Annotated in this window: 21 protein-coding genes; 9 read left to right on the top strand and 12 right to left on the bottom strand. The window is 69.9% G+C overall.

Annotated elements, in window-relative coordinates; translation table 11 throughout:
• The first annotated feature begins 249 nt into the window (after positions 1 to 249).
• Positions 250 to 1359, top strand: a complete 1110-nt coding sequence (locus ACFY0T_RS12100; protein ID WP_388867836.1) for a serine hydrolase domain-containing protein — start codon at positions 250 to 252, stop codon at positions 1357 to 1359.
• 195 nt (positions 1360 to 1554) lie between these two features.
• Here the strand turns inward: ACFY0T_RS12100 and ACFY0T_RS12095 are convergent, their stop codons facing one another.
• Positions 1555 to 3261: a glycerol-3-phosphate dehydrogenase/oxidase gene (locus ACFY0T_RS12095; protein ID WP_388867834.1), complete on the bottom strand. Its 1707-nt coding sequence runs from the start codon at positions 3259 to 3261 to the stop codon at positions 1555 to 1557.
• Positions 3262 to 3531: 270 nt separating this feature from the next.
• Between ACFY0T_RS12095 and ACFY0T_RS12090 the strand changes: the two genes are divergently transcribed.
• Both ACFY0T_RS12090 and ACFY0T_RS12085 read left to right on the top strand, forming a co-directional pair.
• On the top strand, positions 3532 to 4740 hold the full coding sequence (locus ACFY0T_RS12090; protein WP_388867831.1) for a nucleotide sugar dehydrogenase: 1209 nt from the start codon (positions 3532 to 3534) through the stop codon (positions 4738 to 4740).
• 162 nt (positions 4741 to 4902) lie between these two features.
• On the top strand, positions 4903 to 5457 hold the full coding sequence (locus ACFY0T_RS12085; RefSeq protein ID WP_388867828.1) for a hypothetical protein: 555 nt from the start codon (positions 4903 to 4905) through the stop codon (positions 5455 to 5457).
• A 119-nt stretch (positions 5458 to 5576) separates the two neighbouring features.
• Here ACFY0T_RS12085 and ACFY0T_RS12080 read toward each other — a convergent pair whose 3' ends face one another.
• The 4 genes from ACFY0T_RS12080 to ACFY0T_RS12065 all read right to left on the bottom strand — a co-directional run bounded on the left by ACFY0T_RS12080 (position 5577) and on the right by ACFY0T_RS12065 (position 10393).
• Complete coding sequence (locus tag ACFY0T_RS12080) at positions 5577 to 6701, bottom strand: GuaB3 family IMP dehydrogenase-related protein (protein ID WP_388867825.1); 1125 nt, start codon at positions 6699 to 6701, stop codon at positions 5577 to 5579.
• Between the two features lie 137 nt (positions 6702 to 6838).
• Entirely contained in the window at positions 6839 to 8347 is a 1509-nt protein-coding gene (gene guaB / locus ACFY0T_RS12075) for an IMP dehydrogenase (protein WP_388867822.1), read from the bottom strand.
• 590 nt (positions 8348 to 8937) lie between these two features.
• Positions 8938 to 9513, bottom strand: a complete 576-nt coding sequence (locus ACFY0T_RS12070) for a sigma-70 family RNA polymerase sigma factor (protein ID WP_060901477.1) — start codon at positions 9511 to 9513, stop codon at positions 8938 to 8940.
• Between the two features lie 268 nt (positions 9514 to 9781).
• The gene (locus ACFY0T_RS12065; RefSeq protein ID WP_003948568.1) at positions 9782 to 10393 is read right to left on the bottom strand and encodes a response regulator transcription factor; all 612 of its coding nucleotides are present in this window, start codon (positions 10391 to 10393) and stop codon (positions 9782 to 9784) included.
• A 390-nt stretch (positions 10394 to 10783) separates the two neighbouring features.
• Between ACFY0T_RS12065 and ACFY0T_RS12060 the strand changes: the two genes are divergently transcribed.
• On the top strand, positions 10784 to 11113 hold the full coding sequence (locus tag ACFY0T_RS12060) for a WhiB family transcriptional regulator (RefSeq protein WP_388867818.1): 330 nt from the start codon (positions 10784 to 10786) through the stop codon (positions 11111 to 11113).
• Between the two features lie 150 nt (positions 11114 to 11263).
• On the opposite strand, the gene ACFY0T_RS12055 is transcribed toward ACFY0T_RS12060, so the two are convergent.
• Positions 11264 to 12160 (bottom strand): LysR family transcriptional regulator, encoded by an 897-nt coding sequence (locus tag ACFY0T_RS12055; protein WP_388867816.1) that lies wholly within the window; start codon positions 12158 to 12160, stop codon positions 11264 to 11266.
• 80 nt (positions 12161 to 12240) lie between these two features.
• Between ACFY0T_RS12055 and ACFY0T_RS12050 the strand changes: the two genes are divergently transcribed.
• The 3 genes from ACFY0T_RS12050 to ACFY0T_RS12040 all read left to right on the top strand — a co-directional run bounded on the left by ACFY0T_RS12050 (position 12241) and on the right by ACFY0T_RS12040 (position 14645).
• Positions 12241 to 12909: an MOSC domain-containing protein gene (locus tag ACFY0T_RS12050; protein WP_388867814.1), complete on the top strand. Its 669-nt coding sequence runs from the start codon at positions 12241 to 12243 to the stop codon at positions 12907 to 12909.
• A gap of 96 nt (positions 12910 to 13005) precedes the next feature.
• Complete coding sequence (locus tag ACFY0T_RS12045) at positions 13006 to 13779, top strand: SDR family NAD(P)-dependent oxidoreductase (RefSeq protein ID WP_388867811.1); 774 nt, start codon at positions 13006 to 13008, stop codon at positions 13777 to 13779.
• 158 nt (positions 13780 to 13937) lie between these two features.
• Entirely contained in the window at positions 13938 to 14645 is a 708-nt protein-coding gene (locus ACFY0T_RS12040) for an ester cyclase (RefSeq protein ID WP_388867808.1), read from the top strand.
• Positions 14646 to 14749: 104 nt separating this feature from the next.
• Here ACFY0T_RS12040 and groL read toward each other — a convergent pair whose 3' ends face one another.
• From groL to ACFY0T_RS12020, 4 genes are all read right to left on the bottom strand, one after another.
• Positions 14750 to 16378, bottom strand: a complete 1629-nt coding sequence (gene groL / locus ACFY0T_RS12035) for a chaperonin GroEL (RefSeq protein ID WP_388867805.1) — start codon at positions 16376 to 16378, stop codon at positions 14750 to 14752.
• 110 nt (positions 16379 to 16488) lie between these two features.
• A complete protein-coding gene (gene groES, locus ACFY0T_RS12030) occupies positions 16489 to 16797 on the bottom strand; it encodes a co-chaperone GroES (protein ID WP_388867802.1) in 309 nt (102 codons plus the stop codon).
• A 283-nt stretch (positions 16798 to 17080) separates the two neighbouring features.
• Positions 17081 to 17833 (bottom strand): polysaccharide deacetylase family protein, encoded by a 753-nt coding sequence (locus ACFY0T_RS12025; RefSeq protein WP_388867800.1) that lies wholly within the window; start codon positions 17831 to 17833, stop codon positions 17081 to 17083.
• The gene (locus tag ACFY0T_RS12020) at positions 17830 to 18819 is read right to left on the bottom strand and encodes a polysaccharide deacetylase family protein (protein ID WP_388867797.1); all 990 of its coding nucleotides are present in this window, start codon (positions 18817 to 18819) and stop codon (positions 17830 to 17832) included. Before ACFY0T_RS12020 ends, ACFY0T_RS12025 begins: the two co-directional genes overlap by 4 nt.
• Positions 18820 to 18882: 63 nt before the next feature.
• Here ACFY0T_RS12020 and ACFY0T_RS12015 point away from each other — a divergent pair, with 63 nt between their 5' ends.
• Positions 18883 to 20145 (top strand): methyltransferase domain-containing protein, encoded by a 1263-nt coding sequence (locus ACFY0T_RS12015; RefSeq protein ID WP_388867794.1) that lies wholly within the window; start codon positions 18883 to 18885, stop codon positions 20143 to 20145.
• On the opposite strand, the gene ACFY0T_RS12010 is transcribed toward ACFY0T_RS12015, so the two are convergent.
• Positions 20123 to 21328: a cell wall-binding repeat-containing protein gene (locus ACFY0T_RS12010; protein ID WP_388867792.1), complete on the bottom strand. Its 1206-nt coding sequence runs from the start codon at positions 21326 to 21328 to the stop codon at positions 20123 to 20125. The two genes, ACFY0T_RS12015 and ACFY0T_RS12010, sit on opposite strands and share 23 nt — an antisense overlap.
• Between ACFY0T_RS12010 and ACFY0T_RS12005 the strand changes: the two genes are divergently transcribed.
• Entirely contained in the window at positions 21312 to 21602 is a 291-nt protein-coding gene (locus ACFY0T_RS12005; protein WP_388867789.1) for a hypothetical protein, read from the top strand. The two genes, ACFY0T_RS12010 and ACFY0T_RS12005, sit on opposite strands and share 17 nt — an antisense overlap.
• Here ACFY0T_RS12005 and ACFY0T_RS12000 read toward each other — a convergent pair whose 3' ends face one another.
• Positions 21603 to 22235 (bottom strand): Uma2 family endonuclease, encoded by a 633-nt coding sequence (locus ACFY0T_RS12000; protein WP_388867787.1) that lies wholly within the window; start codon positions 22233 to 22235, stop codon positions 21603 to 21605.
• Between the last annotated feature and the right edge of the window lie 2 nt (positions 22236 to 22237).

Genomic DNA, 22237 nt, shown 5'->3' with positions numbered 1-22237 from the left:
TCCCCTCATGCAACCCGCCCTGACAGAGCCTCCATTGTCCCTCACCCGACAAGCGCTCAGCGCCCAGGGTGCCCGCTGCCCGACATGTACTCCACGCCCAGAGTGCCCCTCTCCCGACAAGTACGCCATGCCCAGGGCGCTCCTCAGGCGACAACCAGCCGTCACCCGGGACGTCCCTCACGCGGGGGACCGCCCGCGGCCCGCACAACTCCATCCCGCATGATGGGCCGCGACAAGGAAGGACCGCCGATGCCTCCGCCCCGGACACCTCGGACACTTCTGGCCATACCCCTGTCCCTGGTGCTGCTCGGCCTGGCCCCGGCCGCCTCTCAAGGCCCCACGGGGCAAGGCTCCGCGACGCAAGGCCCCGCCGCCCCGGCCGCAGCCGCCAGCCCCGCAGCCGCGGCCATGGACGCCGCCCTCGCCCTCCTCGTCACCCGCGGCAAGGCCCCTGCCGCCTCCCTGCTGGCCCGCGACGCGTCAGGCTCACGCTTCGCCGACGCCGGTACCGGAATGGCTCGCTCCGACCACTTCCGCGCGGGCAGCATCACCAAGACGTTCATCGCGACGGTGGTCCTGCAACTCGCGGCCGAGCACCGGCTGTCCCTGTCCGACTCCGTGGACGACCACCTTCCCGGCCTGGTGCGCGGCGAGGGCAACGACGGTCGCCGTCTGACCCTGCGCGCCCTGCTCACCCACACCAGCGGCCTCTACGACTTCACCGCCGACACCAAGGGCACCGTCCCCCTGACCCCACTTCAGGCCGTACGCATCGCACTCACCCATCCCCCGGCCGACCGCGGCCGCTTCGCCTACTCGAACACCAACTACGTTTTGCTCGGCATGGTCGTCGAGCAGGTCACCGGCCACTCGTACGCCATCGAGGCCGAGCGCCGCATCATCACTCCTCTCCGTCTGACGGGCACCTCTTTCCCCGGCGCCCGCACCTCACTTCCCTCGCCGCACGGTCGCGCGTACGCCGCCGACGGCTCGGACGCCACCGAACTCGACCCGCGCGTGGCCGGCGCGGCGGGTGAGCTCATCAGCACGCTCGCCGACCTCGACCGCTTCTACGCGGCCCTGCTCGGCGGCGACCTGCTGCCCTCGCGCTGGATGCGCGAGATGCTCAACACCCGCGCCGCACACGGCTCGTACGGCATGGGCCTGTTCCCGGTGAAGCTGCCGTGCGGCACCACGGTGTGGGGGCACAACGGCCGTATAACCGGCAGCTACGTGCGCACCGCGGCCACCGTCGACGGTCGTCGTGTCCTCACCTTCCGGGTGAACACGGACGGGGTGACAGACCCGGACCTCGAACCCGCCCTGCTCGCCGCCGAGTTCTGCCCCCGCACCTCGTAGAACGGACGGGCTCCGAGCGAAGATCCCAGCTCACGACACCCGTTCGAGTGACATTCACAGGGCCTCTCGACCAAACCGGCCAAACCCGCCGGACCGGCCAGACGGGTCAGACGGGTCAGACGGGTCAGACGGGTCAGACGGGCCAGACGGGCCAGATCAGCCAGAGCGGCCGAACCAGCTAAGTGGTCAGACCGGTCAGAGCGGCACGATGTCCGGCGCCCCCAGCCGCGCCGCGTCCGCCGTCAGGTCGTCCGGCTGGCGCTGCGACTCCCGCTCGGCCTCGACCCGCTTCTCGTAGTGCTCCACCTCGCGCTCGATATGGTCCTTGTCCCAGCCGAGGACCGGCGCCATCAGCTCGGCGGCCTCACGGGCGCTGCGCGTGCCGCGGTCGAAGGTCTCGATCGATATGCGGGTGCGCCGGGTCAGTACGTCGTCCAGGTGACGGGCGCCCTCGTGCGAGGCGGCGTAGACGATCTCGGCCTTGAGGTAGTCCTCGGCGGCGGGCAGGGGCTCGCCCAGGGAGGGGTTGTCGGCGATGAGGTCGAGCAGTTCCTCGGCAAGCGCCCCGTACCGGTTCAACAGGTGCTCCACGCGCACCACATGGAGCCCGGTGCGCTGCGCGGTCCGCGCTCGCGCGTTCCACAGCGCCCGGTACCCCTCGGCGCCGAGCAGGGGGACGTCCTCGGTGACACAGTCGGCGACCCGCTGGTCGAGGCCGTGCACCGCCTCGTCCACCGCGTCCTTGGCCATCACCCGGTAGGTCGTGTACTTGCCGCCCGCCACGACGACGAGTCCCGGCACCGGATGGGCCACGGTGTGCTCGCGCGACAGCTTGCTGGTGGCGTCGGACTCGCCGGCGAGCAGCGGCCGCAGACCCGCGTACACGCCTTGTACGTCGTCTCGGGTGAGCGGCACCGCGAGCACCGAGTTCACATGCTCCAGCAGATAGTCGATGTCCGCGCTGGACGCCGCCGGGTGTGCCTTGTCGAGGTCCCAGTCGGTGTCCGTGGTGCCGATGATCCAGTGCCGTCCCCAGGGGATCACGAACAGCACGGACTTCTCGGTGCGCAGGATCAGGCCCGTGGAGGAGTTGATCCGGTCCTTCGGCACGACCAGGTGGATGCCCTTGGACGCCCGTACGTGGAACTGGCCCCGCTCCCCCACCATCGCCTGGGTGTCGTCGGTCCACACGCCCGTGGCGTTGACGACCTGCTTGGCGCGGATCTCGTACTCCCCGCCTCCTTCGACGTCCTGCACCCTGGCGCCGACCACGCGTTCGCCCTCGCGCAGGAAGCCGGTCACGCGGGCGCGGTTGGCGACCTTCGCGCCGTACGCCGCCGCCGTGCGCACCAAAGTGGCCACATAGCGGGCGTCGTCCATCTGTGCGTCGTAGTACTGCAAGGCGCCGACCAGTGCGTCCTTCTTCAAGGCGGGGGCGACGCGCAGGGCGTGGTGGCGGCTCAGATGACGGTGTGTGGGCAGTCCGCGTCCGTGGCCGCGCGCCATCGACATGGCGTCGTAGAGCGCGACGCCCGAGCCCGCGTACAACCGCTCCCAGCCCTTGTGCTGGAGCGGGTAGAGGAACGGGACGGGTTTGACGAGGTGTGGTGCGAGCCGTTCGAGGAGCAGTCCGCGCTCCTTCAGGGCCTCGCGCACCAGCGCGAAGTCGAGCATCTCCAGATAGCGCAGGCCACCGTGTATCAGCTTGCTGGACCTGCTCGATGTGCCCGATGCCCAGTCACGCGCCTCGACCAGGCCCGTGGACAGGCCGCGTGTCGCGGAGTCCAGTGCTGTGCCCGCACCGACCACGCCCGCGCCGACGACCAGCACATCCAGCTCACGCTCGGCCATTCCCGCCAGTGACTCGGCGCGCTCCGCCGGCCCCAGTGTCGCTGTCCTCACCGCTGCCTCCCGCTGTCTGTCGCGCCGGCCGCATCTGTCCGGATGGACTCGGCTCGCATCCCCCTACTCAAAGTCTGACCGTGTTGCCCGCCTTCGGCCACCGTCCCCCCTCAGCCTGTGGACAACTCTCGGCGACGCGCAAGGAATCACGGTCGGACAATCCCGCAAATCGGTCATATTTACTCCTAGTCTGACATTGCGCTCGCCCATCCTGTCCACAGGGCTTGCGCACCTGTCCCGCTTCGGTTACTGGGAAGGACGGCCCACGCCATGCCCGCAGATCTCGCCGTCATCGGACTCGGTCATCTCGGCCTGCCCCTGGCCCAGGCCGCCGTCGCCGCCGGCATCCCCACGCTCGGCTACAAAACGGGGCCGGAAGGCGGTTCCCTCACCCCCGCCGAACTGCGCCGGATGCTCTCGGGGGGTTTCCGGCCGACCACCAACCCGGCCGAGCTCGGCCGGGTACGCACCGCGGTCATCTGCGCGCCGGCCCCACGGGGCGCGGACGACGGCCTCGACCTGAGCCAGGTGGAGGCGGCCGCCCGCACCCTGGCCGCGCGGCTGCGCCCGCACACCACGGTGATCCTGGAATCGCCCGTGCACCCCGGCACCACGGAGGAATTCCTCCGCCCGCTCCTCGAAGAGGGCTCCGGGCTGCGCGCGGGGCGCGATTTCCACCTCGCCTACTCGCCCAGCCGGGTCGATCCCGGCAACCGCGACTTCGGTCCCGCCAACACTCCGAAGGTCATCGGCGGTCTGACCCCCGCCTGCACCGAGTCGGCCGCCGCCTTCTACGGGCGCCTGACCGACAAGGTGGTACGCGCGCGTGGACCACGAGAAGCCGAAACCGTGCAGCTCCTGGAGACCAACTACCGGCACGTCAACATCGCCCTGGTCAACGAGATGGCCGTGCTCTGCCACGACCTGGGCGTCGACCTGTGGGACGTCATCCGCTGCGCCGAGACCAAGCCGTTCGGGTTCCAGGCGTTCCGGCCGGGCCCCGGTGTCGGCGGCCACGGCATCCCCCAGGACCTGACCGGCCACACGTCCCGCTCGCTGCGGATGGTCGAACTGGCCCAGCAGGTCAACAGCCATATGCCGCAGTACGTCATCCAGCGTGCCGCCACGCTTCTCAACGAGCACGGGAAATCGGCCCGCGCCGCGCGCGTGCTCCTCCTCGGCGTCACCTACAAGCCCGATCTCGCCGACCAGCAGGGCTCCCCCGCCCACGAGATCGCGCTGCGCCTGATGGAACTCGGCGCGTCCGTCAGCTACCACGACCCGCATGTCCCGGCCTGGCGCGTTCTTGGCCGGCCCGTCCCGCGCGCGGACTCCCTCTACGAGGCCGCGGCCGACGCCGACCTCACGATCCTGCTCCAGCAGCACCGCACGTACGACCTGCAAGGACTGTCCGTGAAGGCCCAACTCCTGCTGGACACGCGGGGGGCGACCCCGACCGGGGCGGCGCACCGGCTCTGACCTCCGCCAAATCTCCTCACGGATTGTCACCCCGGCCTGCTAATGTGCGGCAGCCCTCGCACACAAGTGCGCCCGCGTCCCGGGCGTTTACCAATGTGCGCTTGCATCCGCTTACATCCCTGGCGTACACACCTGTGCGCTCACGTCCCTGGGGGGAACCACATGAGTCAGTCGACTCCGCCTCCGTCCGGTCCGCCGGTCGGCAACCCGTACGCCGGCGAGCCCGGCCAGCCGTCCGCCCCGCAGCAGGGCGCTCCGCAGGGCGCGCCCCAGCCGGGCTTCCCGGTGGCCCCGGTCGCCCCGGCCGCTCCGGTGCGCGACAACCTCGGGCTCGGCCTCGCCGCCGCTATCGGTGCCGCCCTGGTCTCGGCGGGCGTCTACGGGGCCATCATCGGCCTCACCAAGCACGAGATCGGCTGGGCCGCCGTCGGCGTCGGCTTCCTGATCGGCCTCGCCGCGGGCCGCTTCGGCGGCCGCAACCAGATCCTGCCGATCGTCAGCGTCATCCTGTCGGTGGGCTCGGTCTACCTCGGCCAGCTGATCGGTGAGGCCATGATCGGCGCCAAGGAAGTCGGCGTCGGCTTCAGCGAGGTGTTCTTCGACCACTTCGACGTGGTCCAGGAGGCATGGAAGGCCGAGGCCGACCCGCTGACCTTCGTCTTCTTCGCGATCGCCGCGTACGTGGCGTTCTCGAGCACCCGGAAGGCCGGTCAGTAACCGGAAAGCGGTACGCGAAAGGGCCCGTCCACCACGCGGTGGACGGGCCCTTCACGTCGTACGTACGAGCCGCCGTGCGGGCTCTCGCACCAGCTTGTCGTACGAGCCTGCCGTACGGGTCAGCGCTTGTGCTGGGAGTCCGCGACCGTCACCTCGACGCGCTGGAACTCCTTGAGCTCGCTGTAGCCGGTGGTGGCCATGGCGCGGCGGAGGGCGCCGAAGAAGTTCATGGAGCCGTCAGGGGTGTGCGAGGGGCCGGTGAGGACCTCCTCGATGGTGCCGACGGTGCCGAGGTCGACCTTCTTGCCGCGCGGCAGCTCCTCGTTCACCGCCTCCATGCCCCAGTGGTGGCCCTTGCCGGGCGCGTCGGTGGCGCGGGCCAGCGGGGAGCCCATCATCACGGAGTCGGCGCCGCAGGCGATCGCCTTGGGGAGGTCGCCGGACCAGCCGACGCCGCCGTCCGCGATCACGTGCACGTACCGACCGCCGGACTCGTCCATGTAGTCGCGGCGGGCCGCGGCGACGTCCGCGACGGCCGTGGCCATCGGGACCTGAATGCCCAGGACGTTGCGCGTGGTGTGCGCGGCGCCGCCGCCGAAGCCGACGAGGACACCGGCCGCGCCGGTGCGCATCAGGTGCAGGGCGGCGGTGTACGTGGCGCAGCCGCCGACGATCACCGGGACGTCCAGCTCGTAGATGAACTGCTTCAAGTTCAGCGGCTCGTGCGCGCCGGAGACGTGCTCGGCCGACACCGTCGTACCGCGGATGACGAAGATGTCCACGCCCGCGTCGACGACGGCCTTGGAGAACTGCGCCGTGCGCTGCGGGGACAGGGCCGCGGCGGTGACGACGCCGGAGTCGCGCACCTCCTTGATGCGCTGCCCGATCAGCTCCTCCTTGATGGGAGCCGCGTAGATCTCCTGGAGGCGGCGGGTCGCGGTGTCCGCGTCCAGCTCGGCGATCTCGTCGAGCAGCGGCTGCGGGTCCTCGTACCTCGTCCACAGGCCTTCGAGGTTGAGGACGCCCAGGCCGCCCAGCTCGCCGATGCGGATCGCGGTGGCCGGGGAGACGACCGAGTCCATCGGAGCGGCCAGGAAGGGCAGCTCGAAGCGGTAGGCGTCGATCTGCCAGGCGATCGAGACCTCCTTCGGGTCTCGCGTACGGCGGCTCGGGACGACGGCGATGTCGTCGAAGGCGTACGCCCGGCGGCCGCGCTTGCCGCGCCCGATCTCGATCTCAGTCACGTGTGTGGCCTTTCCCTCTTCGCTTCTGCGCCTCCCAGTATCCCCGACGCCTACGACAAGGGCGGCCCCGGAACCTCCGGGACCGCCCTCAACCGCACATCCGCGTGCTCCACGCGCGCGTGGAGCCCATTCACCCGCTACTTGTTACGGCTGTAGTTCGGCGCCTCGACCGTCATCTGGATGTCGTGCGGGTGGCTCTCCTTGAGGCCCGCCGAGGTGATCCGGACGAACTGGCCGCGCTCCTGCAGCTCGGGAACGGTGCGTCCGCCGACGTAGAACATCGACTGGCGCAGACCGCCGACCAGCTGGTGGACGACCGCGGAGAGCGGGCCGCGGTAGGGCACCTGGCCCTCGATGCCCTCGGGCACGAGCTTCTCGTCGGAGGCGACGCCCTCCTGGAAGTAGCGGTCCTTGGAGAAGGAGCGCTGCTCGCCACGGGACTGCATGGCGCCCAGGGAACCCATGCCGCGGTACGACTTGAACTGCTTGCCGTTGATGAACATCAGCTCGCCCGGGGACTCCTCGCAGCCCGCGAGCAGCGAGCCCAGCATCACCGTGTCGGCGCCGGCGACCAGGGCCTTCGCGATGTCGCCGGAGTACTGGAGGCCACCGTCGCCGATGACCGGGACACCGGCCTCCTTGGCGGCGAGCGACGCTTCGTAGATGGCCGTTACCTGCGGTACGCCGATGCCGGCGACCACGCGGGTCGTGCAGATGGAGCCGGGGCCGACGCCGACCTTGATGCCGTCGACGCCCGCGTCGATGAGCGCCTGGGCGCCCGCACGGGTGGCGATGTTGCCGCCGATGACGTCGACGCCCGAGGAGTTCGACTTGATCTTGGCGACCATGTCGCCGACCAGACGGGAGTGGCCGTGCGCGGTGTCGACGACGATGAAGTCGACGCCCGCCTCGATGAGGGCCTGGGCGCGCTCGAAGGCGTCACCGGCCACGCCGACCGCCGCACCGACCAGCAGGCGCCCCTCGCCGTCCTTGGCCGCGTTCGGGTACTTCTCGGCCTTCACGAAGTCCTTGACCGTGATGAGGCCCTTGAGGACGCCCGCGTCGTCGACCAGCGGAAGCTTCTCGATCTTGTGGCGGCGCAGCAGCTCCATGGCGTCATGGCCCGAGATGCCGACCTTGCCGGTGACCAGGGGCATCGGCGTCATGACCTCGCGCACCTGGCGCGAACGGTCGGTCTCGAAGGCCATGTCACGGTTGGTGACGATGCCGAGCAGCCGGTGGTTGCCATCGGTGACCGGGACGCCGCTGATGCGGAACTTGCCGCACAGCGCGTCGGCCTCGGCGAGCGTGGCGTCCGGGTGGATCGTGATCGGGTCGGTGACCATGCCGGACTCGGAGCGCTTCACCAGGTCGACCTGGTTGGCCTGGTCCTCGATGGACAGGTTGCGGTGCAGTACGCCGACGCCGCCCTGGCGGGCCATCGCGATCGCCATCCGGGACTCGGTGACCTTGTCCATGGCGGCGGACAGCAGCGGGATGTTCACCCGTACGTTCTTCGAGATGTACGAGGCGGTGTCGATCTGGTCGGGCGCCATGTCCGACGCGCCCGGCAGCAGCAGCACGTCGTCGTAGGTCAGCCCGAGTGTCGCGAATTTGGCGGGCACTCCGTCGACGTTGGCAGTCATGACACCTTCCCCAAATGGCCTTGATCGGTGCGGATGTCCATGCTAACGGGAAGCATGGCTCTCTCATTCCACGGTTGAGGGTGCGGTTCGGCTTCGTATGTTCGTACGGGGCTGGTGTTGTCCCCGTTCATCCCCGCGCCCGGGAGGCGCCAGGACCCGGCTGGGGGCCGCTCCGTGTGGGGCGGTCTTCGTCGGCCGGCTTTTCTTCGCCGCGGTGGAGAAAACCAGCCTTCCGGGGTGAGCAGTGCTTGGCACCGCCGAACTCCACCGTCTCACTTCTCGCCGTCACGGCGGGCAAAAGATCCGGCTGGGCTGCGCCCGCCGCACCGCGCCGTCCCGCTTGCCCGCCGCTGCGGCGGGCAACGAAAACCGTCCTGGGCTGGGCCCTGCCCGGCACCGCCGGACTGCGCTGTCCGGCTTCTCGCCGTTGCGGCGGAAAGAGATTGCCGTCCCGGCGCAGAAACCGCCCTGGTCCCGGCGAGGAAACCGTCCTGATGGAACAGCGACCACAGACAGGATGCAGGCCCCGGAGAGGTCACCCCCAGAAACGGCAACACCCCCGAAGGGCGTACCGCCCCCGGAGGCTCCCGCTACTGCTCTGCCAGCGCCCTGAGCCTGCTCAGGGCCCTGTGCTGGGCCACTCGAACGGCCCCTGGTGACATTCCCAACATCTGGCCCGTCTCCTCGGCCGTGAGGCCCACCGCGATGCGGAGCAGCAGGAGCTCGCGCTGGTTTTCGGGGAGGTTGGCCAGGAGTTTCTTGGCCCACTCGGCATCGCTGCTGAGCAGGGCGCGCTCCTCGGGGCCCAGCGAATCGTCCGGGCGCTCGGGCATCTCGTCCGAGGGGACGGCCGTCGAGCCGGGGTGGCGCATCGCGGCGCGCTGCAGGTCGGCGACCTTGTGCGCGGCGATGGCGAAGACGAACGCCTCGAAGGGACGCCCGGTGTCCTTGTAGCGGGGCAGCGCCAGGAGCACCGCGACGCAGACCTCCTGCGCCAGGTCCTCCACGAAGTGCCGCGCGTCACCCGGAAGTCGGGACAGACGGGTGCGGCAGTAGCGCAACGCCAGTGGGTGCACGTGGGCGAGCAGGTCGTGTGTGGCCTGCTCGTCGCCGTCGACCGCGCGATGGACGAGCGCACCGATCACCGTCGTCTCGTCGTCGCGCATCGGTCCATGGTGCCTTGGCGCCGTCCGGTCCGTGGCACCGCGTCCGTAGTTGTGCACCGAAGCGTTATGAGCAGGTGCGCCGGAACTCATCTCCTGCGCCCTCCCCTTCCGCTCGACCGAATCGTCCCCGAGAGACTCCACACCTCAAGGATGCGGCATCCGCCGGGAAACGGGGATCGGGCACCGAAGAGGCTCTCTCTGAGGGCCCGGCCCCACCCGCCGGACGGCGGGCAGGGACTACTTCCGTCATACCCTCATGGCGGCTCACTTAGCGAACCAGGCCCCACCGGAATCCGAGCGCGACAGCATGCGCTCGGTCCGAGGCGCCGAGCTTCTTGAACAGCCGCCGGGCATGTGTCTTGACGGTGTCCTCGGAGAGGAACAGCTCACGGCCGATCTCCGCGTTCGAACGGCCGTGGCTCATGCCTTCCAGCACCTGGATCTCACGCGCGGTGAGCGTGGGCGCGGCGCCCATCTCGGCCGAGCGCAGTCTGCGCGGGGCGAGCCGCCAGGTGGGGTCGGCGAGCGCCTGCGTGACGGTCGCGCGCAGCTCGGCGCGTGAGGCGTCCTTGTGCAGATAGCCGCGGGCACCGGCGGCAACGGCGAGCGCCACACCGTCCAGGTCCTCGGCGACGGTGAGCATGATGATGCGCGCACCGGGGTCGGCGGACAGCAGCCGCCTGACCGTCTCCACGCCGCCCAATCCGGGCATGCGTACGTCCATCAGAATCAGGTCCGAACGGTCGGCACCCCAGCGGCGGAGGACTTCCTCGCCGTTGGCCGCCGTCGTCACACGCTCGACGCCGGGCACGGTGGCCACCGCGCGGCGGAGCGCCTCTCGGGCAAGCGGGGAGTCGTCGCAGACGAGGACGGATGTCATGGCCGCCCTCCGCAGCTGATGCGCGTCACCTTGAGCCTCCAGGCTGGTACGAATCGTCACCTGTGCGGTCGACACTCGCCGACGGATCATGCCGCCTGCCCGAGCGCTTGTTGCTTCAACCGCCTCCGCACTCTCAACGACGGTCACTCGAAAGAGTTACGGGGCAGTCAGTCGTCATCGGCACTGTACGTGAGGGTGCGGACACGGTGGAGACATGCACGACGGACCCTCAATGTTTCATCACAAGCTATGCCCCATTTAGCCTGTTTTCTTCCCCTTTGCTGGTGTCTGCGGCTAGATTCGCAATGAGTCATATTTTCATCTCCTTAGATCGTAGATGTACGGTCGGTGGGCAGAGAGCAGCCCAGAACGGCAACAAGGGGACACGCAATGGCAGATTTCTCCCGCCTTCCCGGTCCGAACGCGGACCTCTGGGACTGGCAGCTCCTCGCGGCCTGCCGCGGGGTCGACAGCTCGCTCTTCTTCCACCCGGAGGGCGAGCGCGGTGCGGCACGGAGCGCTCGTGAGAACTCGGCCAAGGAGGTCTGCATGAGGTGCCCGGTACGCGCGGAGTGCGCGGCGCACGCGCTGGCGGTGCGTGAGCCGTACGGCGTGTGGGGCGGATTGACCGAGGACGAGCGCGAAGAGCTGATGGGGCGGGCGCGCAACCGGCTGGTCTCGGCGTCGACCACCGGAGGCAGTTCCGCCTCGAACAGCTGAAGGAACGTTTCTGCACGTCGGGCACGCACACGCGTGCCCTTTTGCTGCCGCAGGGCCCTTCCCCGGCCAGAGGGTTGCCGCTACGGGGACGCCGCTGCCGGGCCGCCCTCGCAGGAGAGCCACCGCAGGGACGCCGCCCCAGGAACGCCGCTACCGAGCCGCCGCCCGCGCCAGCCGGTCCAGCGTCGCCGCCACCGCCGGCACCTGGGCCAGATCCGGGAGCGTGAGCGCGACGATCTCCCGCCGCACCGCGGGCTCCACCGCCACCGTGCGGGCCCCCTTGGGACGTACGGACTCGATGGCGAGCTCCGGAAGGACGGCGACCCCGAGACCCGCACCGACCAGGCCGACCACGGCCGGGTAGTCGTCGGTGGCGAAGTCGATACGGGGCTCGAAGCCGGCGCCGCGGCAGACCTCGACCAGTTGTCCGCGGCAGCGCGGGCAGCCCGCGATCCACGACTCTCCGGCGAACTCGCCGATCGCGACCGACTCCGCGCGGGCGAGGCGGTGCCGTTCGGGCACGAGCCCGACGAGACGATCCGTCAACAAGGGCCGTACAACCAGGTCGTCCCACTCCTCGACGCCCGCCGCGCCCTCGTACCGGAACGCCAGGGCGATGTCGCAGTCGCCGGCCCGGAGCTTCTCCACGGACTCCGACGGTTCGGCTTCCTCCAAGGAGACGCGGGTGCCGGGGTGCGCGGCGCGCAGTGCGGCGAGGGCCGTCGGGACGAGCGTGGAGCTGCCGCTGGGGAAGGAGACGAGCCGGACCCGGCCCGCGCGCAGGCCCGCGATCGCGGCGACCTCCTCCTCTGCGGCCGTCAGGCCGGACAGGATGCTCGCCGCGTGCTTGACCAGGGCCTCGCCCGCCTGAGTCAGACGCATCTCGCGGCCCGTGCGGATCAGCAGCGGCGTGCCGACGGACGACTCCAGGGCCTTCATCTGCTGGCTGACGGCGGGCTGGGTGCAGCCCAGTTCACGCCCCGCCGCCGAGAAGGAGCCGGTGGCGGCGACGGCGCGCAGGACGCGGAGATGACGGGCCTCGATCACCCTCCGAGCATAAGCGGGTCTTGGGGATGACGGCGAATATTGCGTCGACGCTTTGCCCCGAGCCGCCTAGCGTGGGTGCCATGAAGCTTCTTTCCCTGAACCTGGGCCGTGCGCGGGCCGTCGAGTACACGGACCAGCCGGAGGGCGTGACCGGCATCGACAAGCAGCCGGTGGAGGGGCCCGTTCGGGTGACGGCCCCCGGGCCCAAGGGGGTCGGCGCGAGCGGGCTCGCCGGGGACGCGGTGTGCGACATGCGCCATCACGGCGGGGACGACCAGGCCGTGTACGCGGTCGCGCGCGAGGACCTCGACGGCTGGGAGCGCGAGCTCGGCCGGACGCTGCCGAACGGCGTGTTCGGCGAGAACCTCACGACGGAGGGGCTCGACGTCTCCGGCGCGCGGATCGGCGAGCGCTGGCGCGTCGGCTCCGAGGTCGTCCTGGAGGTCACCTGTGGGCGCATACCCTGCCGCACCTTCCAGGGGCACGTCGGCGAGAAGGGCTGGGTGAAGCGGTTCACGGAGCGGGGCGCGCCCGGCGCGTATCTGCGGGTGATCGAACCCGGCGAGATCCGCTCCGGGGACCCGATCGAGATCGTGCACCGGCCGGACCACGACGTCACGGTCGCTCTCCAGTTCCGTGCCGTCACGACCGAACAGGCGCTGCTGCCACGGCTGTTGGCGGCGGGTGCGGCGCTGCATCCGGAGTCGCTGGCGAAGGCGGAGAAGTACGTGGCGAAGTACGGCGCCTAGGACCTGGTCAATCGCCGTACGGAGAACTCGTGGAGCAAGGCCGGGCGTTGGGTGGCGAGGGCGCCGGCCCCCTGGTCAGGTCACTAACCTTGCGCCATGACAACGGCTCTGATTACGGGATCGACCGCGGGCATCGGTGCCGCCTTCGCGCGGCGTCTGGCGGCTGACGGGCACAACCTCGTGCTGGTGGCGCGCGATACGAAGCGACTGGCCGAGCAGGCCACCGAACTGCACGACCGGCACGGCATCGAGGCGGAGGTGCTGACGGCGGACCTGGCCACCGACCACGGCATCGAGGCGGTGGCCACGCGCCTCGGCGACCGCAAGAACCCGGTCGACCTACTGGTCAACAACGCGGGCTTCGGCAACAAGGGCCGCTATCTCGACGTATCGATGGCCGACGAGCTGAAGATGCTCAAGGTGCACTGCGAGGCGGTGCTCCGGCTGACGTCTGCGGCGACCGAGGCCATGAGGGAGCGCGGCCGCGGCGGGGTCGTCAATGTCGCGTCGGTGGCCGCGTTCGTGCCGCGCGGTACGTACGGGGCGTCCAAGGCGTGGGTCGTGCAGTTCACCCAGGGCGCGGCGAAGGACCTGGCGGGCAGCGGCGTACGGCTGATGGCGCTGTGCCCCGGTTTCGTACGGACCGAGTTCCATCAGCGGGCCGGGATGGGCACGGACAACATCCCGAAGTGGATGTGGCTCGACGCGGACAAGCTGGTCGCGGCGGCGCTCGCGGATCTGGCGCGCGGCAAGTCGCTGTCGATTCCGGACCCGCGCTACAAGGCGCTGATGGGCGTGGTGAAGGTGACGCCGCGGGCGCTGCTGGGCGGGATCACGTCGAAGACGGGTCGGAAGTACGGCCCCCAGTGAACGCGGGAGTGGAAAGCGGAAGCCGAGGGCGGAAGTTGAACACGGAAGTACGACCCTCGGCGCAGGCCGCTGTGACGTACACGTGAAGTAGGTGGTGTCGCCCCTCCGGTGGGAAAATGAGGGTGTTCAACCGGACCCAGGGGGCCGGAGGCGACGCCATGACATTCGTACAGCTCATCGACTGCAAGACCAGTCGGTTCGACGAGATGAACCGGCTGATGGATTCATGGGTGGAACAGACCAGGGGCAAGCGGACCGCGACGCACAGTGTGATCGGCAAGGACCGGTCCGACGCGACCCACTTCGTGGAAATCGTGGAGTTCCCGTCGTACGAAGAGGCGATGCGGAACTCGAATCTTCCCGAGACCGACAAGATCTTCCGGGAGATGGTGGCGCTCTGCGACGAGAGGCCGACGTTCACGGACCTGGAAGTGGTCCGCGACGAGCAGCTCTACGCGGCCAACATCCGCAGGTTCTACGAGACGGTGGCCACCAAGGGTGAGCTGCCACCGCTCAACGACCTGATCGCGGAGAACTACCACGACCACGATCCCGCCAACGAGCAGGACACCATCGGTCTCGACGCGATGCGCCGCGAGATAGAGATGTGGCGCGGCGGGTTCGACTTCGCCTTCACCATCGACGACCAGATCGCCCAGGGCGACCGTGTCTCTACGCGATGGACGTGGAGCGGCACCCACAAGGGCGACTTCATGGGGATTCCCGCGACCGGGCGGCAGGTCTCCATGACCGGCTCGACCATCTTCCGCTGCCAGGAGGAAGGGAAGATCGTCGAGGGCTGGTGGCAGTACGACCGGCTGGGGCTGATGGCCCAACTCGGTGCGCTCGACGCGCTGGAGACGTGACGTAGTACCCACCCATGGAGAAGCCCCCGCTCCCTGACCGGGAGCGGGGGCTTCTTCTGGCTGTCAGGCCTCAGTGGCCGTCATGCCTCAGCGGCTGTCATGCCTCAGTGGGAGTGCCCGTGGCCGTGGCCGTGACCGGCGTCGGCCTCCTCCTCGGCCGGCTTCTCGACGACCAGGGTCTCGGTCGTGAGGAGCAGGGAGGCGATGGAGGCGGCGTTCTCCAGGGCGGAGCGGGTGACCTTGACCGGGTCGATGACGCCGGCCTTGACCAGGTCGCCGTACTCGCCGGTGGCGGCGTTGAAGCCCTGACCCTTGTCGAGCTCGGCGACCTTGGAGGTGATGACGTAACCCTCCAGGCCGGCGTTCTCGGCGATCCAGCGCAGCGGCTCGACGGCGGCCTTGCGGACGACCGCGACACCCGTGGCCTCGTCGCCGGTCTTGCCGAGGTTGCCCTCGAGGACCTTCACGGCGTGGACGAGCGCGGAGCCACCACCGGAGACGATGCCCTCCTCGACCGCGGCGCGGGTCGCGGAGATGGCGTCCTCCAGACGGTGCTTCTTCTCCTTGAGCTCGACCTCGGTGGCGGCGCCGACCTTGATCACGCACACGCCGCCGGCCAGCTTCGCGAGGCGCTCCTGGAGCTTCTCGCGGTCCCAGTCGGAGTCGGTGTTCTCGATCTCGGCCTTGATCTGGTTGACGCGGCCGAGGACCTCCTCGGAGCTGCCGCCACCGTCGACGATGGTGGTGTCGTCCTTGGTGACGGTCACACGGCGGGCGGAGCCCAGCACGTCCAGGCCGACCTGGTCGAGCTTGAGGCCGACCTCCTCGGCGATGACCTGACCGCCGGTGAGGGTGGCGATGTCGCCGAGCATGGCCTTGCGGCGGTCACCGAAGCCGGGGGCCTTCACGGCGACGGCGTTGAACGTGCCGCGGATCTTGTTGACGACCAGGGTCGACAGGGCCTCGCCCTCGACGTCCTCGGCGATGATCAGCAGCGGCTTGGAGGCGTTGGACTGGATGACCTTCTCCAGCAGCGGCAGCAGGTCCTGGATGGAGCTGATCTTGCCCTGGTGGATGAGGATGTACGGGTCCTCGAGGACGGCCTCCATGCGCTCCTGGTCCGTCACGAAGTACGGCGACAGGTAGCCCTTGTCGAAGGCCATGCCCTCGGTGAAGTCCAGCTCCAGACCGAAGGTGTTGGACTCCTCGACGGTGATGACACCGTCCTTGCCGACCTTGTCCATCGCCTCGGCGATGAGCTCGCCGACCTGCGGGTCCTGGGCGGACAGACCGGCGACGGCGGCGATGTCGGACTTCTCGTCGATCGGGCGCGCGGTGGCGAGGAGCTCGTCCGAGACGGCCTTGACCGCCGCGTCGATGCCCTTCTTCAGCAGCGCCGGGGAGGCACCCGCGGCGACGTTCTTCAGGCCCTCGCGCACGAGCGCCTGGGCGAGCACGGTGGCGGTGGTCGTACCGTCACCCGCGATGTCGTTGGTCTTGGTCGCCACCTCCTTCACCAGCTGGGCACCGAGGTTCTCGTACGGGTCCTCGACCTCGACCTCGCGGGCGATGGTCACACCGTCGTTGGTGATGGTGGGGGCGCCGAACTTCTTGTCGATGACGACGTTGCGGCCCTTGGGGCCGATCGTCACCTTGACCGTGTCGGCAAGCTTGTTGACGCCGCGCTCAAGGGCGCGACGGGCGTCCTCGTCGAACTTCAGGATCTTCGCCATAGGAGCGGTTCAGCCCTCTCGGAAAACTTGGGAGAACGAACTGCGCCCCCGGCGCCCGGCTTCATAGGTCGCGGGGGCCAGGGGCGCAGCTCACTGCAATTCTGGGTGAATTACTTCTCGACGATCGCGAGCACGTCGCGAGCCGAGAGGACGAGGTACTCCTCGCCGTTGTACTTCACCTCGGTGCCGCCGTACTTGCTGTAGAGCACGACATCGCCGACGGCCACGTCGAGCTCGACGCGCTTTCCGTCTTCGAAACGGCCCGGGCCCACGGCCAGGACGACGCCCTCCTGGGGCTTCTCCTTGGCGGTGTCCGGAATGACCAGGCCAGAGGCCGTGGTCTGCTCGGCGTCCAGCGGCTGGACCACAATGCGGTCCTCGAGCGGCTTGATGGCAACCTTGGAGCTGGCGGTCGTCACGATCCGACCTCCCCCTTCGGAGATCTCACGGGGTTAACTGTCTGAGGTGGCGACCAGGTCGATCCGTCGTCGCGGGTGCCGGACCTGCCCGTCGCTATTGGCACTCTCCAGGGGGGAGTGCCAGGGCCGAGACTATGACTGCGATTAGCACTCGGTCAAGCGGAGTGCCAGAAGCCCGCGGCGCGCCGCGGGTTTCTCACCGTCCGGGGTGGCTGTCGCCGCGCCTGGGAGTCGTCACCAGGCTCCGCCCCCAGATCCCCGTATCGGCCTGAGACGGGCTGAGCTAGAGGTAGTCCTCCAGGCGCCCCAACCCGAACCCCTGTCGCTGCACGCGCCGCAGCAGCCGGGTTGTCGCCCCCGTGAGGCCCGGCTCGTCGGGGAGGGTCAGGATCTCGCCGGCCCGCAGCCGGCGCGTGTCGGCCTCCCGCCCCAGGACGACCGCCGCGACCCCGCAGTCGGCCGCCGCGCGCAGCGTCGTGCTGTCGTACGTGCCGTACGGGGGTCGCAGCAGCCGGGGCCGGATGCCGAAGCGCTTCTTGAGCTTGTCCTGCTGGCCGCAGATCTCGGCGCGCTGGCCGACGTACGGCAGGCCGCGCAGGGAGGCGTGGTCGAGGGTGTGGTTCTGCACGCCGGCGCCGACCGCGCGCAGCTGGGCGAAGTGCCCGTACCCCGGCCCGACGACACTGTCCGTGAGGAACATACTGACCGGCAGCCGCAGTTCACGGACCATGTCGACGAACCGCGGATCACGTTCGGCGCCGTCGTCGTACGTCAGGAAGACCACCTTGTCGCGGGTGGGGACGTGGTCCACGACGGGCGGCAGCCCTGGCCCCGCGGTGCGGGGGGTGGTGCGGGCGGGCGGTTTCGGCGCCCGGGCGAGCGGGGCGGCGAGCCCCCAGCGGCGGTACGGCGGCTCGTGCGGCCGTACCTTCTGCGCCGCCTTCTTGCCCAGCCGCTCGATCGGGTCGACGGACTGCGCGCAGCCGCTCAGCAGAGCGGCGGCGAGCACCCCGGCGGCCAGCGCCCGCACCCTCACAGGTAGTCCTCCAGGCGGGCCACCGCGTACCCCTCGTCGGTCACCTTCTTCATGAAGCGCCGGACCATGTCGGGCATGGTGCCCTTCCAGTCGTTCCGGCCCCGGAAGTGGGTGAGGACGATGTCGCCGGGGTGCAGGTCGCGGTCCCACTCGCGGTACTCCCAGTGGTCGACGAAGACCTCCTCGTCCCAGATCGGCGCGTACTTGATGCCACAGGACTTGGCGGCGCGCAGGGTGTCCCGGTTGTAGTTGCCGTAGGGCGGCCGGAAGACCGTCGGACGCTTGCCGAACTGCCGCTTCATCACCTTCTGCATGCCGCAGATCTCGTGCTTCTGTTCCTCATAGGAGAGTCCGGGCAGGTAGGGGTGGTGGAGGGTGTGGTTGTTGAGCGTGACGCCCCGGTCGCGCATCTTCCGGAAGTACGGGTAGTTGTCCTTGATCAGATAATTGCTGAGGAACGCGGTGTACGGGATCCTCAGATCGCTCATCATCCGCAGGAACGTCGGGTCCTTCTCCTCGCCGTCGTCGATGGTGAGGAAGACGACCTTGTCCTTGGTGGGGACGGTGGTGAAGACCGGGGGCAGTCCCAGCTCCTCCTGGTCGTCGACCTCGAACCCCTCGCGGGCCCTGATCACCGGCTTCCTGACGGGCGCCGGCGGGGCCGCCAGCGGTGTCTTGGCCAGCCCCCAGCGCTTGGCCGCGGCGACCCGTTGGGCCTGCGCGAGGGCGAGCCTGCTGGCGTACGAGTCGAGGGCGCGGGCGGGGGGCGCCTTCAGCGCCTGCTGACCATGGGCCCCGCGTACGCCGACGGAGTCGTCGGCGCAGCTGGAGACGAGGGCGGCGAGGGCGAGCACGGCGACGCCACCGCGGAACCCAGCGCCCGCGTGGAACCCTGCCCCCGCGCGGAACGCGGCACCCGTGCGGAACGCGGCACCCGTGCGGAGTCCGGCACCTCCGCGGGCGCCGGATCCACCACGAAGGACCATCCCCTTCGACCCGAATTTGTCATTTTGTCGTACTGGTCCCATGGCGCCGGATCCTCCCAGGTCATGACACGTACAGGGCTCCGACACCGCCAGCGGACGCGCACGGTCCACCGACTGGCCCACAATGGCCCGGTGAACGACGTCTCCTTCGCCTCCCTGCTCACTCCCGAGGGCCGCGCCCTGCTCGACGAGGTGCGCGGCACCGATCCGGCGCAGGAGCTGGCCGTCGCCACCCGGCTGCGCCGCGAGCACCCGGCCGAGCTGGTCTCGGCGGCCCTCGGGCAGGCGCGGCTGCGGCAGCGGGCGGCGGCGAAGTTCGGGGCCGAGGACGCGGAGCGGATGTTCTTCACCCCGAACGGGGTCGAGCAGTCGACGCGGACGAGCGTGGCGACCTACCGCGCGAAACGGTTCCGGGCGCTGGGCATCCGCTCGGTCGCCGACCTCTGCTGCGGCATCGGCGGCGACGCGATCGCGCTGGCCCGCGCCGGGATCCGGGTCCTCGCCGTCGACCGCGACCCGCTGACGGTGGCGGTCGCCCGCGCGAACGCCGACGCGCTCGGCCTCGCCGACCTCATCGAGGTGCGCGAGGCGGATGTGACGGACGAGGACACCGCACCCTATGACGCGGTCTTCGTGGACCCCGCACGGCGCGGCGGCCGCGGCCGGATCTTCGACCCCGAGGCGTACTCGCCCCCGCTCTCCTGGGCGGTCGACACGGCCCTGAAGGCGCCACTCGCCGCCCTGAAGATCGCCCCCGGCATCCCCCACGAGGCGGTCCCCGTCGAGGCGGAGGCCGAGTGGATCTCGGACCACGGGGAGGTGAAGGAGGCGGTGCTGTGGTTCGGCACGGAGGCGGGCCTGGTGCGGGCCACGCTGTTGCCGGGGCCGCGCGAGCTGCTCGGCCGCGGCCTGCCGGACCCCGAAGTCCGGCCCCTCGGGCGGTACTTGTACGAGCCCGACGGCGCCGTCATCCGCGCCCATCTGGTCGCGGAGGTGGCCGAGGAGCTGGACGGTGGGCTGATCGACGAGACGATCGCGTACGTCACGGCGGACGAGCTGCGCCCGACGCCGTACGCCTCCGCCTACGAGATCACCGACCAACTCCACTTCAGCGTGAAGAAGTTGAAGGCGCTATTGCGGGAGCGCGAGGTCGGCGTCCTGACGGTGAAGAAGCGGGGGTCGGCCGTCGAGCCGGAGGAGCTGCGGCGGAAGGTGAAGCCGCAGGGGCCGGCGTCCGCGACGGTGTTCCTGACACGGGTGGCGGGTGCCCCGACCATGCTGGTGGGGGCACCCGCGCAACCGCCTACTGACGGTGCTCGGCCTTGAGCGAGCCCAGGTCCGGCTCGGCGGCGGGCCGGAGCGTCGCCGACGGGGCGCCCGTGCCCGAGCCGGTCGAGGAGCACGAACTCGTCGCGGCCGGTGCGCCGTTGTAGTACGGCGCGTACGTCCACTGGCTGCTGCTCGCGCTGATCGCCGCACCCGCGGAGTTCAGCGCCGTCGTCGAGACCGAGCCGGTGCCGCCGATGACCGCCACGCCATTGATGCTCGCGGCGCCCCTGACCAGGTAGGACTTGGTGTCGGCGGAGAGCGTGCCGAGGTCCGTCCACAGCAGCGGGCCGAACACGTTCATCGTGGACGCCGCGGTGGTGCCGCCGCGCCGGCTGTCGGTGCAGGCGAGCGCCACGCTGCTCGGCCCGAGCCACCACATCTTCGCGAGAGCGGCCGCGGTGCCCTCGTTGGTGGAGGCCGTGACCGGGTAATAGGTGTACGTCGAGGGCCAGTTGGAGAACGACGTGTGGGTGAGCGCGTACTTCGCCGAGGAGCCGACCGGGATCATGTAGGTGTCGCGCGGGTCGAGGCTGTTCAGGTACGACTTGACCGACGAGGTCAGCGTGTTGCCGTCGTTCGGTACGACGGTGGCCTTGCCGGAGGTCCCGAGGGAGCCCGCCGCCGACGCGGCCGTGAGCGCCGAGTGGTAGTCGGTGCCGGCCGCGAGGAACACGTACTCCGGTGCGTTGGTCATGGACTTGGCGACGGCGACCGAGGTCGAGTAGCGCGAGGTGCCCGCCAGCCGCTTCCGGGTGAAGCCGAGCGAGGTGACCTTCGAGGCGACGGCGCTGCTGAGGATCGATGTGCCGCCGACCAGGCAGACCGTGGCGCCCGGCTTGAGTACCCGCTTCAGCTCGGCCTGCACGGACGAGGAGATCGAGGTCGACGGCGTCAGCAGGACCGGGCCGTGCTTCTTCCCCGCGAGCGCGGGGGCCGTCAGCGCGTACGCCTGGCTGTCCTGGGAGACCAGCACGGCGGACGAGGCGTTCATCAGGCCGCGCTCGCTCTGGCCCACCGTGCTCCAGGTCCAGCGGGACCCGGCGATGTTGCTGCCGTAGACGTCGGCGCCCCAGACGCGGGCGACGGTGTTCTTGCGGAGCGGCTGCCAGGCGGGCGCGCGACCGCTGTAGGGGAAGGGCACGCCTTCGGTCACCGTGTCCGCGGTGACCGTCAGGACCATGTTGCTCTCCTGGCGGCCGCTGCTGGTGAGCCGGTCGAAGTGGACGACCAGCCGATCGCTCGCGGGCGCCCAGGAGGGGCTGTCGTACTCGCCGGTGTCGGTGATCAGGCGGCGCTCGCCGGTGCCGTCGGTGTTGATCGAGAACAGTTGGGGGTGGCCGTCGACCGTGCGGAGGAAGGCAACCTTGGTGCCGTCGGGAGAGGGCGGGCGAGCCGCCGCGAGCGACGACCGGACGGTACGGCTGTGGAAAACCGACTGCCGGCTTCCCCGCTGATCAGGAGGCGACGACCGTCTTGCCGATGGCGAAACCCTTGGCCGGGCCTTCCGGGATCACCGCGGTGCCGTACGGAACGCGGTGCTCGTCGGTGTACTTGGCCTTCTTCGGGTCGGGGGACGTCATGACCAGGACGGCTCCGTCGTCGTCGAAGTCGTCGACGATCACGTACACGGGGATTCCCGCCCGCGCGTACTCACGACGCTTGCGGACACGGTCGCGCTGAAGGTTCCGGTGTCCTGGCGAGGTGACCTCGATGACCATCTTGACCCCTGCGGCGTCGACACCTAGGCCCTCCTCATCGGGGATCTCGTCGAGATCGAGCGGGGCGACGAAAAGGTCGGGGATCCAGGACTTGTAGCGATGGATGATGTTGACGTCCTGGTGGGGCGCGTAACCGCTGCGCGCCAGATGGGCGTCAAGCTCCCGGCGGAGACGGTTGATGAGCACGCCATGACGACGGCGACCGGTAGGCGACACCTCGATGGACCCCTCGATGATCTCGGCGCGGTAGCCCTCGGGGAGATCCATGGCTTTCCACGCCTGCCACAGAACCTCGTCCAGATCGGAAACCGGCTCGGTAACCGGCTTGTCTGCCACCACCGGGGCCACCTCTTCTGCGAGAGCGGTCATCG

Source organism: Streptomyces sp. NPDC001530 (genome assembly GCF_042894545.1).
GTDB lineage: Bacteria > Actinomycetota > Actinomycetes > Streptomycetales > Streptomycetaceae > Streptomyces.
This window is presented reverse-complemented; position numbering and strand designations above follow the sequence as displayed.

Bases quoted from the DNA above. Each gene is read 5' to 3' on its own strand.
- ACFY0T_RS12000 (WP_388867787.1), bottom strand. From the start codon at position 22,235: ATGACCGCTCTCGCAGAAGAGGTGGCCCCGGTGGTGGCAGACAAGCCG.
- ACFY0T_RS12040 (WP_388867808.1), top strand. From the start codon at position 13,938: ATGACATTCGTACAGCTCATCGACTGCAAGACCAGTCGGTTCGACGAG.
- ACFY0T_RS12010 (WP_388867792.1), bottom strand. From the start codon at position 21,328: ATGGTCCTGACGGTCACCGCGGACACGGTGACCGAAGGCGTGCCCTTC.
- ACFY0T_RS12090 (WP_388867831.1), top strand. From the start codon at position 3,532: ATGCCCGCAGATCTCGCCGTCATCGGACTCGGTCATCTCGGCCTGCCC.
- groL (WP_388867805.1), bottom strand. From the start codon at position 16,378: ATGGCGAAGATCCTGAAGTTCGACGAGGACGCCCGTCGCGCCCTTGAG.
- ACFY0T_RS12100 (WP_388867836.1), top strand. From the start codon at position 250: ATGCCTCCGCCCCGGACACCTCGGACACTTCTGGCCATACCCCTGTCC.
- ACFY0T_RS12015 (WP_388867794.1), top strand. From the start codon at position 18,883: ATGACACGTACAGGGCTCCGACACCGCCAGCGGACGCGCACGGTCCAC.
- ACFY0T_RS12060 (WP_388867818.1), top strand. From the start codon at position 10,784: ATGGCAGATTTCTCCCGCCTTCCCGGTCCGAACGCGGACCTCTGGGAC.
- ACFY0T_RS12050 (WP_388867814.1), top strand. From the start codon at position 12,241: ATGAAGCTTCTTTCCCTGAACCTGGGCCGTGCGCGGGCCGTCGAGTAC.
- ACFY0T_RS12020 (WP_388867797.1), bottom strand. From the start codon at position 18,819: ATGGTCCTTCGTGGTGGATCCGGCGCCCGCGGAGGTGCCGGACTCCGC.
- guaB (WP_388867822.1), bottom strand. From the start codon at position 8,347: ATGACTGCCAACGTCGACGGAGTGCCCGCCAAATTCGCGACACTCGGG.
- ACFY0T_RS12085 (WP_388867828.1), top strand. From the start codon at position 4,903: ATGAGTCAGTCGACTCCGCCTCCGTCCGGTCCGCCGGTCGGCAACCCG.
- ACFY0T_RS12070 (WP_060901477.1), bottom strand. From the start codon at position 9,513: ATGCGCGACGACGAGACGACGGTGATCGGTGCGCTCGTCCATCGCGCG.
- ACFY0T_RS12045 (WP_388867811.1), top strand. From the start codon at position 13,006: ATGACAACGGCTCTGATTACGGGATCGACCGCGGGCATCGGTGCCGCC.
- ACFY0T_RS12065 (WP_003948568.1), bottom strand. From the start codon at position 10,393: ATGACATCCGTCCTCGTCTGCGACGACTCCCCGCTTGCCCGAGAGGCG.